Below are 16,440 nucleotides of genomic sequence, written 5' to 3'. Positions count from 1 at the left end.
AGTGTTTAAGCTTCCTTAGTTTTTTAAAGGTATTGTGTTGAATAACAGCGATACGGCGGTAGAGCAGCCGAAACTTGATTTTGGTTTTTCTTCGCCCGTGCGGGTTGCCCATTTTGTATGGATGAGGTTTTGCGAGTTACGGTTGTTATAGGCGGTGTTGGCGTTTAGTGTCATCCAGTCTATAAGATCAGTCTGGTGGCCTTCCAAAGTGTAGGTACGTGCATAGCGCGCAAAAATACCTTTGAAGCCGGGCAGGTCATCGCCACCATCTTCGTTATCAATCACCTTGCCTTTAAACATTTCATCGCGGGTGTACTGGGCTATTTTTTTTGCTTCTGCAAGGTAGCTGGCTTCCTTGGTGTAGTTATAAAGCATAACAGCCGCGCCCAGGTAAGTTCCCTGGTTGTAGGTTGAGCTCCATGTACCTGTTCTTACCAATCCGGTTTTATGATCAAGGTCGATGTTATCATTCACCTTGCCGGTATGGGCATCAAACAAATATATTTTAGACCATGAATACAGCGCTATGGCTTTATCGTAATACGTGTTATCGCCTGTAGCTTTTGCAAGGTAACAGCATGCTACCATTGCAGGACCATTGATACAGGCATTTTTTGATGTTTTGGTTTCGAACCAGGTTAAACCGCCGCCGTATTTATTAGTGAATGCGCGGGCATACATTTTATCAAACTGCTCCTTACCTTTTTCCAGATAAGTTTTGTTACCGGTAAGCAGGTAACCGCGTACGCAAAAAAGTGCCGCCCAGGTAATGTCATCATTGTAATTATTGTACATCCAGTCGGTTTTGTTGTGTTCCATAAAATTGGTGTACATGGTATTAAACCGGGTGGCGTATTTAGCATCCTTGGTAACCTCGTAGGCATCCAGCAAAATTTCCATCATTTCGGCCTTATCCCAAAAGCCTTTGCTTGTTTCAACTTTATATTGGTTATACCAGGCATCAAATACCTTGTTGGCGGTGGCAATGGTAAGGGCGGCATCCTGTACTTTCTCTTTTTGGAAAGTCCATTTTTGGGCATCGCCGGCAGGTGCGCTGCTTAAATTAACGCTGGCACCACCATTGCTTAAACTAAGCGAAAATTTATTATCGGCAGCGGGTTTTAAGTAATAAACTCCGTTGCCGGCTTTTTTGATCGTCCATTTAACGTCGTCGTTACTGGCGTTATCAGTTTGATCTATATTAACCGAATCAGCAGGTGCGGAAGTGGTGTGCAGCAGTTTGCCGCTGGCCAGGTTTGTTAAGGTATAAACACCTTTCCCAACATGATTAACCGTCCATTGCTGTGCAGCTGAATGTGTATCCGTCCAACAATCAACACGGGCACCGTTTTCTGTTGATGAGTTGCTTACATCTAATAATTTATTACCTGTTTTTGAAGTGAGCGTATAAATTGCGCCCGAGGTTATGCCCGCCGTTTGCGCATAGCTAAGGCCGGCATTTAACAACAATGATAACAGTACTATTAAGCGTAATTGTGATTTCATGGATAGTTTAACATTTGAAATTTCGAATATAAGTTTAAATTTTAAAAAACTTTATCACCAAACAAGCAAGGCGGCATAACTCAAACAGTTGTTATTAAAATGTTACATATCACGCGCATTAAGCTTAGGCAAACGTTTGCGTAATAGTTTCAGGTTTTTATGCTGCTTTTTATGCTTACTTTAAATTCAGATATACCAAATACAACCCACATGACCAGAAGAATCAGCTACATATTGCTTTTAATTTTATGCCATTGTAAATTATTTGCCGGGCAGTTTGACGAGGTAAAAGCCCTGGTTGCAAGGCGTGCACCCTGGCTAAGTGGCCATGTTGTTTTTAAGCCGATGGCAAACACTGGTAAGGATGTATTTGAACTCAGCACTCAAAATGGAAAGTTAATAATAGGCGCAACAGGCCCCAACAGCGCCGCCGTTGGTTTAAACTGGTATTTAAAATATTATTGCCATCGGTCTATGTCGCACATGGGCGATAACCTGGCGCCGGTGGCATCATTGCCGGTTATAAAACAGCCGCTGCGCATTACGGCACCGGCGCAGGTGAGGTACGCTTTAAACTACTGCACCTACAACTATACCATGAGTTTTTACAGTTGGAAGGACTGGGAACGCGAACTGGATTGGATGGCGCTGAACGGTGTAAACGTAATGCTCACGGTAGAAGGCATGGAAGCCGTTTGGCAAAATACCCTAAAACAAGCCGGATATAACGATAAGGAGATCAATGATTTTATAGTAGGGCCTGCTTATACAGCCTGGTGGCTTATGGGTAATATTGAAGGCTGGGGAGGCCCTATGCCGCAAAGCCAGATTGATAACAGGAAGCTCATTCAGCAAAAAATGATGGCAAGGATGAATGCACTTGGCATTGAGCCCGTACTACAAGGGTTTTATGGCATGGTGCCCAGTTCGTTAAAAAACAAGATCAAGGCACATATTATAGATCAGGGGGCTTGGGGAGCCTTTAAAAGACCCGAGATCCTTGACCCAACCGATCCTGAATTTAGCCACATAGCCGGTATATATTACAAGGAAATGCAGAAACTTTACGGCAACAACATCCGCTATTTTGCCGGCGATCCTTTTCATGAGGGTGGTAAAACAGATGGCATCGACCTGAGCAAGGCAGGTGCGGCTATCCAGGCGCAAATGCAGCTTTATTACCCCGGCTCAATTTGGGTGTTACAGGGCTGGCAGGATAATCCCAAAAAGCAGATGCTTGCCGGTTTGGATAAATCAAAGGTGCTGGTGCAGGAGCTATTTGGTGAATTTACAAACAACTGGGAAAAACGCGATGCCTACGAAGGCACGCCCTTTATTTGGTGTACCGTTAATAATTTTGGCGAGCGCCCCGGCGTTTACGGAAAGCTGCAACGCTTTGCCGATGAAACAGACCGCGCGAGAAAAAGCCCGTTAAGCGGCTACCTTAAAGGTGTAGGCATTATGCCCGAAGGCATCAACAATAACCCGCCCGACTATGACCTGATGCTTGAGCTTGGCTGGCGGCAGGAGCACGTAAATACTCAAAAATGGATCGAGGGTTATACTACCTACCGTTACGGTAAAAGCAACCCGCATATCAGCAAGGCATGGGAAGGTTTCCTGGCTACAATTTACCAAAGCCTGCCGGGTTACCAGGAGGGCGCAGGTGAATCTATTTTTTGCGCAAGGCCTGCCCTCAAAATAAACTCGACATCGAGCTGGGGTACTTTCGTGCGTAATTATGATTCCGTTAAGTTTGAACACGCTGTACAGGAACTGGCAAATGCAGCGCCCGCCTTAGGCAATTCATCTACCTACAAAATAGACCTTATTAATATGGCAAGGCAGGTACTTGCCAACAAAGGCGCAATTGTTTTTAAAGAACTGACAACTGCTTACAACAAGAAAGATATTCCTGCCTTTAACAAATCAAGCGCGCAATTTTTAAAGATGATAAAACTAACGGACGATCTTTTAAATACCGATAGTTACTTTAAACTAAACACTTATCTTAAACAGGCAACAACCCAGGGCAATACACCGGATGAAAAAGCAAACAACCTCAATAATGCACTAATGCTTATTACTTATTGGGGCGAAAATGTAAGGGCCGAAGATAATTTGCACGAGTACGCATATAAAGAATGGGCCGGTTTCATGAACTCTTTTTATTTACCGCGCTGGCAACTCTACTTTAACTATCTTAAAAACAACCTGGAAGAAAAACCAACCGAAGCACCCGACTTTTTTACTTGGGAAAGGCAATGGGTTAAAGACAATCAAAAGCTGCAGCCCGAAACAAAATCAAGACCATTAAATGAAGTTGTGAAAGAAATTATGGCGATATAACAGCAGTTGCAAAATCAAGAACCACAAGTAAAGGAGCCTGCCGGTAGTGTTAGTATTAATTGGTAATCTATATAATCACTACTGGTAAGGCTCCTTTGCTAATTTTATTTCACAATGTAAGTTAAAAAGCGTTCAATACCTGCTCTGCATGGGTTACCATTTCCTTTGCATTGCCTGTTTTTAGCCTGTCTATTTCAAAATCTTTTAACAGCTTGTTTAACTGGTCGAGCTTATCTGTCTGATTTTTTCGCTGAAACTCATTTCTTAGCACCTGTATTTTTTCATAATCGCGGATGCCGGCTATGAGCAGCTCATACCTTACAGAACTCCGCAATCGCGGGTACACTAAAAAAGCATCCCCGGCCGACCATGACCCAAACCTGGTATCCTGCAGCGGATTTTTGGACCAGCAATTATAAGCCCAGCGCAAATAACCATCGAAACCCTTATTAGCCGCGTACAAACCCAACCATGCCGATTCTGCCGGAGGCGAAAATGTAAACGTATTTGGATAGGCTTCGGTACAGCAGGTGTAGTAAGTAGTATTTAATCCGCCAGCTTTACGGGCCTGCAATACCTCGTCGGTTATAACCTGGCCCGAAGCTATGCAGTAGTCAAAAATATCTTTTTGGATCTGGGGATGATAGTTACCAGCCAGCGATATTTTAAAATCCTTATCGGCACTTTTTATTACGGCTATCGCCTTTTGCATCGCTTCCATTGGCCTTTCGTCCATGGCTATGGTGGTTTTACCAAACCAGCCTTTTTGCTTTAAATGTTTGGCAAAATTGGCCAGCATGGGTTTCCAGTGCGCGGCGTATTCGGCACTGCCTGGTTCGGCAGTAATGAAAGTTGTTTTACCGGTTAATTCATCATCGTAATAAAACTTCAAATTCCAGGGGATCATGCTGTAGCAATTGATAAGCTTGTTGATACCCAGAGCAGACATGTAAGAAACCCACTTATCAAAATTGGTATAATCATATGTCCATGAACCATTTTTCTTTTTGGTCCATTTTATCATAGAATCATAAATATCATAGGTTTGGCCATTCCAGGGATCGGCAATAATGGTAGCGGTTATTGTCTTCTGACCGCCGTTTGCCAGCATCTGCATATAGGGTTTCATGATTTCCATATGCTTTGCCGACCACGGTTTTACCCCGTACACCCGCGCAACCGAATAAGGATTTTGCCAAAGATCAAGCCGAAACTTCCAGTCTTTTACTTGGGGCAGCGCCCTGTTTAAAACCGATACCTTGTATTTTAATTCGCCTATAGTGTTACTTCCGTCTTTTACTTTTATGGTACCGTTATAGCTACCTGCAATAGCTTCACGAGGCAAAACAACACTAAGCCAAACCGGTTGTACAGTATTGGCACTCACTGCTATTGATGTTTGATTGTCGATAACATCGGCCACCAAAGATGAATCGAGCCCCTTGGGGATGCCGCAACCACTGCCGCCGCTAAGCTCATCGGTGATCACATATCGTACAAAATTTGCTTTGATATTGTTTGCAGTTATGGTATGGCCTTTGCCATCTTGCAGGGGGGCATATTCGAAATTTAGTTTTTTTACGGGTGCAGTTGTCCACATTAAAAACTCAGTTTGTACCTTATCCCCTTTCCATGCTTTTGCTGCCCAGTTTTTCACAATGGCCAACTGCGGCGCGCTATTTTTAGCATAGCGGATGCCTTTATCGGCAAAGCTTATATAGGTACCCGGCTTTAAAGCGGTCCATGAAGAATGATCTACAGGTTTTGGATCCGGCAGCTCCGCATAAGTTTCATTTGATACAGACTGGGCTTTTACCCGGGCAGGTGCCGCCAATAAAGCGGCCCCAACCAGGTATAAACAAAACAAACTACTAAACTTCGTTTTCATATAGGTTCAATTTGTATTAAAACTTAAACCGTACAAAAGCCTCCATTGCCTCGTATTCAGCAAGCCCCAATTGATTATAGATCTGGGCGGTTTCGCTGGTGCGATCCTCGGCCCTAACCCAAAATTCACGGGCATCATCACCCGGGAAAACAGGTCTGTCTTTTTGCGATTGGTGCTTAAATATGGCCAAACGTTTACGCTCCACTTCTTCTGGCGATAACGGCACGCACATTTCAATTTCATAGGTTTCAAACTCGTGCCATGCACCACGGTAAAGCCAAAGCCAGCAATCTTTAACCCATTCTTCGGTTTTAGCCAGTCGTTTTAATGATTCGTGCAGGATATCAAAACAGGTTTTATGCGTTCCGTGCGGATCGGCAAAATCACCGGCAGCATAAACCTGTTGGGGCTGTACCTGTTGCAGCAATTGCATGGTTTGCTGAATATCATCTTCGTATGATACCTCTTTGCTCACCTTACGTTTATCATAAAACGGCAGGTTTTGAAAATGGATATGCGCATCATCAAGGCCCACAAATCGGGCTCCGGCAATGGCCTCGCCTTTGCGGATCAATCCTTTTATGTTTTCCAGACCGGCAAGGTCTGTTTGGTTTGGCTGCTTGGTTTCAATAAAGCCGCGCATTTTATTATAAAGATTTTCGAGGCTTTGTGCATCAATACCCTGCGATTTAGACAGGTCTATCGCAAATTCCACAAACCTGAGCGCATCATCGTCCCAAACGGCAGTATTGCCTGATGTTTGATAGGCAACGTGCACATCATGCCCCTGATCGGCCAGGCGAATAAAGGTACCGCCCATTGATATCACATCATCATCCGGGTGCGGCGAAAATACGATAGCCCGTTTTTTGGCAGGCAATGCCCGCTCGGGGCGCTGGCTGTCATCGGCATTAGGCTTACCGCCCGGCCAGCCGGTTATGGTATGCTGCAGCTTATTAAAAATATGAATGTTGATATTGTAAACCGGCCCTTTTTCGGTAGCCAGTTGCGCCATACCATGATTGTTATAATCGTCTTCGGTAAGTTTAAGGATGGGTTTGTTGAGCGTTTTTGCCAGCCAGATAACCGCTTTTTTAATCAGCTGCTCGTCCCATACACAATCCTTTACCAGCCACGGCGTATCAAAACGGGTAAGGGCCGATGCTGCCCCCGTATCCAAAACAAACTCCACATGATCTGAATGCTGCAGGTATGTTGCAGGGATATCGGCAGATACTTCACCTTCAACCGCTTTTTTGATAATTTCTGCTTTCTTGGCGCTCCATGCCATCAGTATGATCTCGCGCGCTTTGAAAATAGTACCAATACCCATAGTAATGGCCTTTACGGGCACACCTGCTTTACCGCCAAAATCATGCGCGGCATCGCTGCGGGTAAGTTCATCTAATGATACCAAACGCGTGCCCGAATTTGGAGCCGAACCCGGCTCATTAAACCCTATGTGGCCTGTACGGCCTATGCCCAAGACCTGCAAATCCAAGCCGCCATAGGCAGTTATCTTTTGCTCATAAGCCACGCAAAACGCAGCCACATCATCCTGCTTTAAAGCACCATCGGGAATGTGTACATTCTCCGGATCGATATCTACATGGCTGAACAGGTGCTTATACATAAACACCTTGTAGCTTTGGGCAGCGGTTGGCGCCATCGGAAAATATTCATCGAGGTTAAAGCTCACTACATTTTTAAAGCTCAGGCCTTCTTCTTTGTGCAGCCGCACCAGTTCGTTGTAAACAGTTACAGGCGTGGCACCGGTAGCAAGCCCTAATATAGCCTGCTTGCCTTCGGCAGCTTTTTGCTTTATAATATCCGCAATGCGCTTCGCTACATTTTTTGAGGCCGAAAGCATATCGGGGTAAACAATAACCGGAAGTTTTTCAAATCTTGTTTCTTCTAAAAGATTTAAGCGTGGCATAGGGTAATGATTATAATTTGATGGAGAATTGAGTTAACTATTTTAATTTTTTTTTAGATCAGACAAAGCGGGCGGACTTGAACCTGCCTGCTGCGCCATTTTAAGCGACAGGTATTCCGATTCAATAATTCCGATCAGTTTTTCCTTATTGGTTTCCAGCATTTTAAGCAATTGCATTTGTGCAAGGGTGCGCTGCAGGTTATGGCCGGTAAAATGTATTTTGTAATAAACATCGCCATTAAGATAATCAGTAAGAAAACGCACGGCCTGCATGTAAGGCAAAAGCAGCACGCCTTTTATCAGCGATTTTACTTCGGGCTCGGTTAAAAAAGATACCGTTTGGCTCAGGTATCCTTTTGTAAACGCCTCAAACAACGGTATATTGAGCTGAATTGCAGCAAGATCTTTTTCATCCTCGGTAGCAGTACTTATAATACTGCGGATGGCATCGCCAAAATCATAGGCTACGTAGCCCGGCATCACTGTATCCAGATCGATAACGCATTGTATCTCGTCTTTTTGATTTAACAGAATATTGTTAAACTTGGTATCATTATGTGTAATACGCAGGGGTAAAATGCCGGCTTTGCCCAATTGTAAAATCTCATTCATGCTGTCAGCACGACTTTGCAAGAAATCCAGCTCGGGCAAAACAGATTCAACGCGTCCTGCCTTATCGGCACGTATCGTTTCGTTAAGATCGTTAAGCCTTTTTTCGATATTTAAAAAATTGGGGATGGTATCTACCAGCATACCAGGCTGAAAATCGCACAAAAGGTATTGGAACCTGCCGAAAGCTACCCCTCCCTGGTGGGCCTGTTTGGGTGTGGTAACAAGATCGTAACTTTTTGTATTGTGCAAAAAGGTGGTCATGCGCCAGTAGTTGCCTAATTCGTCCTGGCAGTAATATTTGCCGTTTTTGCATTCAATAAGCGTTAATACCTCGCTTTGCGGGTTGGCCGATTTTTGCTTCAGGTGATTTGTCACATAAACCATATTGTTCATCAACCCATCAATATCCTTAAAAACAAAATGATTTATTTTTTGCAGCAGATAGTCATCTCCAACGGTTGATTTTAATAAAAAGGTATCATTGATATGGCCAGATCCAAAAGGCGCAATATCAAATATGCCCTCACCAACTTTAAAACGCGAGATAATGTAGGGGAAATTATAAGCTTTTGTTTTGTTGTTCATATAAAAACAGCACGTTGGTATAAGCAATAGCGGTTTATAGCTAAGCGGTAATTGTGATAATTAACGGGGTTATGAGCCCTGCATTGTATTCAATAATCAAAGATAGTAATTATTGCGTGTGCGCACACACTTTTCAAAAATATTTTATTTACTCCTATTTTATTCTTGTTACAGGTAAGGTTAGCATTGGCTCACCTTACCTGTAATATCAAGAAATATTCACTATATAGGAGGCTATTTTCGATGTGTTAAACTACACACACCTCCTAAAAGTCATTGAGGTTTAAACTTTTTTTGCAGTTCCAATTTTTAGCATTACACAACCGTGGGCAGGTACCTCTACGCTGTAACTTCCTTTTAGTGTGCCTACATTTTTATGCAGCCAGATATCGCGAACGGGCTGTGCGCCTTTTATACCCAGATCGGCCCATTTAACAGTTACGGTTTGTGGGGCCGAGCCTGTATTAACCAAACCAACAGCTTTAGTGCCATCAAATAACGGGCGGACCCAAACTTGTTTACCATCCTTTTTTATGATCAGACTTGCGCCTTTGCCAAGCGGATCCTGATCTATATCAATCATTTCGTCGTTAGCTAATAAGGCCAGCGTAAACGGATCAAGTTTGGTCATGTCGCAGCCTATAAGCAGCGGCGCGGCCAGGAGGCTCCACATTGATACATGCAGAATTTGCTCATTAGGTTTTAAACCTGTAGGGTGTGTGTTGCCAAAACCTACTATACCCACCATTAGCATGTCGGGATCATTCCAATGGCCCGGACCAGCATATTTTTCATGCCCCGGCTGGCTTTCAAAGATTGATTTTAAACTGCCCCAGTTATCCGTAATATCGCCTGTTGTGCGCCAGCAGTTACCATTGATGGAGGGATCTGCACCCCATTTCCAAACATCGCCCATACCATACTGGCATAGTGAATATAAAATATCGCGGTTTACCTTGCCCAATGCAGATCCCATGATCTGGTATGGTTTCATATCGGCGGCAATAGAGTGGTCGTCTTTTACTATTTCTCCGTAGCTGCACCAATCGTATTTAAGGTAATCTACACCCCAGGCGGCGTAGGTTGCAGCATCTTTATCATCATGCTGATAGCTTCCGGTAAAATCGGCACAGGTTTTTGGGCCTGGCGATGAATAGATCCCGAATTTTAAACCCTTATCATGAATGTATGCGGATAACCCCGGCATATCCGGAAATTTTTCGTTCGACAGGATGTTACCCTGGTCATCGCGCCCGGCTTCCCAGGTATCGTCCACATTAATGTATGAGTAGCCATGAGCAGCCAATCCCGATGCAATCATCTGATCGGCCGCGTCCTCAACTTTTTTCTTATCAACTTTACCGGCCCAAACATTCCATGAATTCCAGCCCATTGGCGGAGTAAGCGACAGTTTATTTTCGCCGCCAACTATGGTTAACTGGCGTTTTGCAACACCTTTGCTTCCTGTTACAGTTAGCAAAACATTAGTACTACCCGCTGATGAAAGTGATCCCGAGATTACTCCATTTTCTTTATTTAATGTAAGCCCGGCCGGCAACCCTTTTGCGCTATATGATAACGGCCCCTTACCAGTTGCCGCAATTAAAAACAAAAACGGATGGCCCGGAGTAGCGCCAACAACCCTTGCCCCGTGAATTTGCGGTACTACTGATACCTGCTGCAAAACAATACGCGGCGGCGCTGATGGTACCGTAAAAATACTTGGCTTTACTGTTGAACCTTTTTTTAGGGTAAGTATAGCCCCTGCCCAGTCGCCGTGATCTTCGGTAATTCCATCGCCGGCATCATCTACCTCCAGGGTTAATTGTTTGGCCCCGGTAACATCAACAGAAATAAGCTGCGGCGAATCGCCAACGTGTAAAACGGGCGTTTTTGCAAGCTGCTTTCCATCAGCCTTAACTATAAAAATAACAGAACCCTTTTTGCCGGTTTCATCATCAATACCAACCATTGACGCAAAGTGTGTTGCTGCACCCTTAAGGGCTATTGTAATAGTACTGGCAGCATGAGAACCCACACCATGCGGATAAACAACACCCGCCAGTGTAATAGGGTTATCGCCCACTGATCTTCTTGCTTTGGCCTGGCCCCAACCCTGCTCAATTTGGCTTAAGTCCATTGAATCAACCCATTGCATATCAGGCCCGGCTTTTTCTGCCTTTAATACCGATGCATCCTGCGCGAAGGCTGGAAGCGATAAGCCCCCAGATGCCATGGCTACCAAGCCAAGCATTAAAGCAAAATTGCCTTTTGCTGATTTAAACCTTTGGTAGCTCTTTGTTGTACAAATCATATTACGATTAAAATTTAGTGTAAACTATATGCGCCGGTTAATTACAAAACATAACATGCCCTAACACATCAGCAAACACACAATCCGGAGCAATATTAAAACGGGTTAACTGGCAAACCCGATGAAAAAGGATACTACCAATGTATAAAAACTATTACAGTTTTAAAGTATGATAGTCATGAAACCAAATATACAATTTTACCGCGTGTACGTACACGGTTGCAGAACTATTTATTGTAAGCTATGATAAGTACACACCCGCTACTAAAATCAGATACTAACAAACACCTGTTCTTTCTCATCTAAAAAATAGTTGAGGTTTTCCTGGGTTACTACATCCAAGGGCAGGTATTTAATAATGGCTACTTCCTTTTTAAAAACAAGGTGATCGGCCAGTTGATATATACCCCAATACCCCTGCCCTTTTGGGTTTTGATTGATAAGGAAACTGATAGCACCGTTAGCCAGGTAATGCAAATTGGCCGGGATAAGATCATATCCGGTGAGTTTTATGTGGGTAATACGCCGCTGCTCTAAATATTTGGCAATGTCATAAGCCTGCGACGTGGTTACGAAGATATGCTTCAGATCCGGCGTGCTTTCAATAAGTTCGTCAAGGCTTTTTATAAAGTCGGATTGGCTTGATCTTTTCAGTTCTACCCGCAGGATATTATACTTATGCCCCAAATCTTTTTGTGCAAAATAATTCCTGAACCCCTGCTCCTTTTTTACCAGGTGCTGCGCGTTGCTTATTTTTTCGTCTATATGGGCTATCAGAATAGAACAAGCTTCGGGCTGCCCGTAATGGACAAGCTTGCCGGCCAGTAAACCGCTTTGGTACGAGTCCTGCCCTATGTAGCTTAGGGGATCAAAATCTGCTATTTGCGTATTAAACAGCACGAACGGAATTTTCTCTTTGTTCCACTTTTCAAAAAACGGGAGGGTTTCTTTATAGTAAATGGGAGATAATAAGATCCCATCGGGCTTTTTGGCGGTGAGCTCGGCAGCCTTTTTTTCATAATCAGCCACATCATGCGGATTAAAAACAAACTGCTCAACCACTACATTATATTGCTTCAGATCCTGCTCGGCCTTTTCAATACCCAATTTGGGGGCAAGCCAGAAAACATCATAACTATGATCTGGAAACAAGGCGGCAAAATAGTATTGCTTTTTTGAACCCAGCACCCGGGCCATTAAATTAGGCTCGTAGTTAAGCTCCTTAATGATCTTTAGTACGCGCTCTTTAACATCTTCGGCCACCCTGCCCCGGTTATGGATCACCCTGTCAACAGTGCCTGCCGACACCTGGGCCTTAACAGCAATGTCCTTAATACGAATGGGGGTATTTTTAGAAGATGGATCTATTTTCATTTATTTAAATGAAGTATTTATGCTAAAATATAAAAAATTGGGCTTATGCCTTTGGTCTGCTTTTGTTCAGCCTACAATTTTAGCATAAAATTGGCGAAAGTTTAATTCCTATGCCGATATTATGATATAGCTATAAGTATTAAAGCAAAAATACCGCGGCATACATAAAGTAAGCCGCGGTATTCGATATCCGGCGGTTATTGTGTTATGCCGCGCTTTTACCCACTTTATAACCTAACGTTGAATAGTATAGTATAAACAGGTAAATAGGGATCAATATAACATAGGCAAATTGCGCTGTAAAATGTCTGTCGATAATTCCACCGTAAAGTAAAGGAATTACTGCCCCACCGGCTATACCCATTATCAGCAATGATGAGCCGATTTTTGTAAACCTGCCCAGGCCAGCCAATGCCAAAGGCCATAAAGCCGGCCACATTAATGAATTAGCCAAACCTAATAATGCTATGCAAAATACAGATGTATAACCGGTTGTTAACAATGCCAGTACGGTTAATACTGCACCCAATATTGCCGATGCAACAAGTGCCTTTTGCTGCGTGAAATAAGTTGGGATACAAATTACACCCACCACATAACCGGCTATCATAGATATAAGTGTACACGTAGTAAAGAATTTAGCAGTCGAGAGCGCAATATGCTGTGAAGCTCCGTAACTGATGATGGTATCACCGGCTATTACTTCGGCACCTACATATAGGAACAGGGCTACAACGCCAAGCATCAGGTGCGGGAATTGTACAATGCTTGTTTTGTTGGTATTAGCTAAGGCCACTGTTTCATCCTCATGCTCGGTATCAATTTCGGGTAGCGACGAAAAGTATATCAATACGGCCAGTATAACCAGCACCACAACTATAATTATGTAAGGCAATATCACCCTTGTAGCAAGCGCATCCAATTCGGCGGCTTTTGCGGCCCCGGTGAGGGAGTTTATTTTTATTTTAATAGCATCAATATTTTTCAACGCAACAACACCAAGCGCAATAGGTGCAATTGCACCAGCACACTTGTTACAAATGCCCATAATGCTGATACGACGGGCGGCACCTTCAGGCGGACCTAAAATGGTGATGTATGGATTTGAGGCCGTTTGCAATATGGTAATGCCTGTTCCCTGGATAAATAAACCGGTTAAAAACAAGCCGTAGGTACGTGTTAGCGCCGCCGGAATAAATATCAGCGCCCCTACTGCCACAACCAGTAAACCAACCGCCATACCATTTTTGAAACCAAATTTTTCAAGTACTGCAGCTGATGGGATGCCCATCACCAAAAAAGAAATATAAAAGCAAGAGGCAACAAGGTATGACTCTACGTTATTAAGTTCGCAGGCTATTTTTAAATAGGGAATGAGCACGGAATTCATCCATGTAACAAAACCAAAAATGAAAAACAGCATACCGATAATGGCTATCGGGCTGATGATAGTTTTTTTAACCGGAGTAGTAGGTTTAAGTGTTGCAATTGCCATAGTTTATAAAAATGTTAAATTATTGGGATTTAGTTAAAGGCCAGGCTGCCGAAAAATTCGGGTACATGAAAATTGGGTTGATTGCTTAAAATATTGTTCCAACTTAAATAATGAGGTTGGGGCAGTTCATCGCCACATTTATAAAAATTCGCCCGGCATTCGGTTCCCTTTAGCCGGGTTATATCATCATGTATAAAAACACTGAGGGGAATTTGTAAAGTGAGCTCCCAGGCTATAAGTCCGTCGTTATTGGGCTGCTGTATAGCGCTTAATATTCCAATTTCCTGCACCACATTTACGGGCAGCAAAACCCGGTTCTGCTTGTCCGGTCCATACGCGGCGTAAGGGGTACCCGCGCAGTTAAATTCAATATTGTAATATCCTATATTGTTGAAGGTAATAAAAAGCTCAACACAACTATCCTGATAAACCAAGTCGTTTACCTGGGTGTAAACCGCCCTGATGTGTTTCTCTTTTACAAAATATTTTAGCAGGATGCTTTCATCGGTATAAGCTATGCTAAAATCTGCCTCGGGAAAATAGCCGTTACTACTCCATAATAAATTATCAAGCTTGTGGTTTGGCTGCAGGTCGAGGGCCGACGATAATTCACTTAGTCCCTCCTTTTTAAAGGCGGCAGGAATATATTGCGCCTCAAGTTTTTTTGACATATTAAACAATCAATTAAAAAGCAGGTATAATTTTACAACAATAAAATGCGTGTGCGCACACAAAGTTAAAATTAATACCCAAACAGGCAACATTTTATTAAAATAAAGATTACGAGATACAATTTGCTGTAAAACCCAAAATACCCAGCATTACAGGGTATTAAACGGCAATTATTGATAAGAATGAATTACGGTGAACGTTACCCTATCTCAATACAAAATAGCCACCACAAAGCAAGCGAAACTACAGAGCGAAGTAAGCGTACGTACCACATGAAACTTTATCCAACGGTCACGTATTGCCGTCCAATTGGTTGGGATTGTTTCCACTGTCCACTCTTCTACGCCTTTTACAATAGGGACTTCAATGGCGATGGTAATTATCAATGATATAATAATGAGCGCTACAGCCATAATACCGGCATAAAACCCAATTGCGCTTTTTTGCGGATAAAACCAAACGGTTAATAGCATGGCTATAATGCATAATGGCAAAAGAAAACGCATGGGCGCACCCAAATTGGCCGACATGATTTTGGCTATCTTTATAAATTCGCCGGCGCTAAATGCACTTAACGAACGGCTAAGTGCAAACCATGGTCCCCAAAACACGCCGGTAACCAGCATCAGCAAAAAAATGGCAACAAATTCTAAAATGGCTATCATGGTTAATTACACTTACCTAAGCAGACGATTTAAACCCGAAAACATTTTATAGGGATGGAATTTATCTGCTTGAATGTCTTTTACTTTTTATCAGAAAGTACAAAAAAATGCGCGCTATGAATAGCTTTCAAAAATAGGTTTACCCTAATTTTGATTAGTTAACCAATAACTTGTAACCTAAATGAAAAACGAGCTAACACCCGATGCCATTGAGCAATACCGTCGCGATGGTTTTTTAGTAATTGAAGATTTTTTATCGCCCCAGGAACTTGACTTTTGGAGAAGTGCATTAAATGAGGCCGTAGCAAAACGCAACGGCAATAAAATGCCCGACCGCAAAGAGGTATATGGCAAGGGTGATGATGCCGACAAATCATACTATGATAATGTTTTCGACCAGCTGATTAACCTTTGGGTTGATAACGATAAGATGAAGCAAGTTATGCTGGATGAAAGGCTTGGCAAAATGGCCGCCCAGCTTTCGGGGGCCGATGGTATCCGGATCTGGCATGATCAGGCACTTATTAAAAAGCCCTGGGCCAATCCAACTTCATGGCATTTGGATACGCCGTATTGGTCGTTCAGCGACAGGCGGGCGCTCTCCATTTGGGTTGCGCTTGATGATGCCACTTATGAAAATGGCTGCCTGTTTTTCATCCCCGGATCTTACCACACCACCACCTTTGAAAACCCCGGCATAGGAAAAAACATGGGCGCTATTTTTGGCACCTATCCCGAGTTCAAGGGAAGTAAGTCTGTAGCCGCCCCCATGAAGGCCGGCAGTTGTTCGTTTCACAATGGCCTCACCATTCACGGCGCCCATGCAAATATGACCCCAGGATTTCGCCGGGCCATGACCTGTGCTTACATGCCCGATGGCAACACTTTTAACGGCACCGCCAATATTTTATCGGCCGATGAACTGGCAAAATTACAAATCGGTGATCTGCTGAATAACGATGCTATCACCCCGCTCATCTACAGCAAAAACTCATAAATCGCTGCTTTTAAACCTATTTTTATACACACTTCAAATACCAAGCC

General features: G+C 43.4%; 11 protein-coding genes. 2 read left to right on the top strand and 9 right to left on the bottom strand.

Annotated features, from left to right (window positions below; all coding sequences use genetic code 11):
* Positions 1-15: 15 nt before the first annotated feature.
* Complete coding sequence (locus tag BLS59_RS06230) at positions 16-1,506, bottom strand: glycoside hydrolase family 76 protein (RefSeq protein ID WP_091146284.1); 1,491 nt, start codon at positions 1,504-1,506, stop codon at positions 16-18.
* A gap of 210 nt (positions 1,507-1,716) precedes the next feature.
* Between BLS59_RS06230 and BLS59_RS06225 the strand changes: the two genes are divergently transcribed.
* The gene (locus BLS59_RS06225; RefSeq protein WP_162842565.1) at positions 1,717-3,855 is read left to right on the top strand and encodes an alpha-N-acetylglucosaminidase; all 2,139 of its coding nucleotides are present in this window, start codon (positions 1,717-1,719) and stop codon (positions 3,853-3,855) included.
* Between the two features lie 121 nt (positions 3,856-3,976).
* Here BLS59_RS06225 and BLS59_RS06220 read toward each other — a convergent pair whose 3' ends face one another.
* The 8 genes from BLS59_RS06220 to BLS59_RS06185 form a co-directional block, all read right to left on the bottom strand.
* Complete coding sequence (locus BLS59_RS06220; protein ID WP_091146280.1) at positions 3,977-5,743, bottom strand: DUF4091 domain-containing protein; 1,767 nt, start codon at positions 5,741-5,743, stop codon at positions 3,977-3,979.
* Positions 5,744-5,759: 16 nt separating this feature from the next.
* A complete protein-coding gene (gene nagB, locus BLS59_RS06215; RefSeq protein ID WP_091146277.1) occupies positions 5,760-7,679 on the bottom strand; it encodes a glucosamine-6-phosphate deaminase in 1,920 nt (639 codons plus the stop codon).
* A gap of 42 nt (positions 7,680-7,721) precedes the next feature.
* On the bottom strand, positions 7,722-8,876 hold the full coding sequence (locus BLS59_RS06210) for a phosphotransferase enzyme family protein (protein ID WP_091146274.1): 1,155 nt from the start codon (positions 8,874-8,876) through the stop codon (positions 7,722-7,724).
* Positions 8,877-9,159: 283 nt separating this feature from the next.
* Positions 9,160-11,190 carry an NPCBM/NEW2 domain-containing protein gene (locus BLS59_RS06205; RefSeq protein ID WP_091146272.1) on the bottom strand — a complete coding sequence of 677 codons (2,031 nt, stop codon included), beginning with the start codon at positions 11,188-11,190 and terminating at the stop codon, positions 9,160-9,162.
* A 270-nt stretch (positions 11,191-11,460) separates the two neighbouring features.
* Positions 11,461-12,564, bottom strand: coding sequence for a substrate-binding domain-containing protein (locus BLS59_RS06200; protein WP_091146269.1), 1,104 nt, complete (start codon positions 12,562-12,564; stop codon positions 11,461-11,463).
* A gap of 205 nt (positions 12,565-12,769) precedes the next feature.
* Complete coding sequence (locus BLS59_RS06195; protein ID WP_091146267.1) at positions 12,770-14,059, bottom strand: sugar MFS transporter; 1,290 nt, start codon at positions 14,057-14,059, stop codon at positions 12,770-12,772.
* A 29-nt stretch (positions 14,060-14,088) separates the two neighbouring features.
* On the bottom strand, positions 14,089-14,730 hold the full coding sequence (locus tag BLS59_RS06190; protein ID WP_091146264.1) for a carbohydrate-binding family 9-like protein: 642 nt from the start codon (positions 14,728-14,730) through the stop codon (positions 14,089-14,091).
* A gap of 210 nt (positions 14,731-14,940) precedes the next feature.
* Positions 14,941-15,396 carry an anthrone oxygenase family protein gene (locus BLS59_RS06185; protein WP_091146261.1) on the bottom strand — a complete coding sequence of 152 codons (456 nt, stop codon included), beginning with the start codon at positions 15,394-15,396 and terminating at the stop codon, positions 14,941-14,943.
* Between the two features lie 181 nt (positions 15,397-15,577).
* Between BLS59_RS06185 and BLS59_RS06180 the strand changes: the two genes are divergently transcribed.
* Positions 15,578-16,393 carry a phytanoyl-CoA dioxygenase family protein gene (locus tag BLS59_RS06180; protein WP_091146259.1) on the top strand — a complete coding sequence of 272 codons (816 nt, stop codon included), beginning with the start codon at positions 15,578-15,580 and terminating at the stop codon, positions 16,391-16,393.
* The last annotated feature ends 47 nt before the right edge of the window (positions 16,394-16,440 follow it).

The sequence above is a fragment of the Mucilaginibacter pineti genome (assembly GCF_900101875.1).
Classification (GTDB): domain Bacteria; phylum Bacteroidota; class Bacteroidia; order Sphingobacteriales; family Sphingobacteriaceae; genus Mucilaginibacter; species Mucilaginibacter pineti.
Note: the sequence above shows the minus strand (reverse complement) of the source record. Positions and strands in the feature narration are given on the sequence as shown.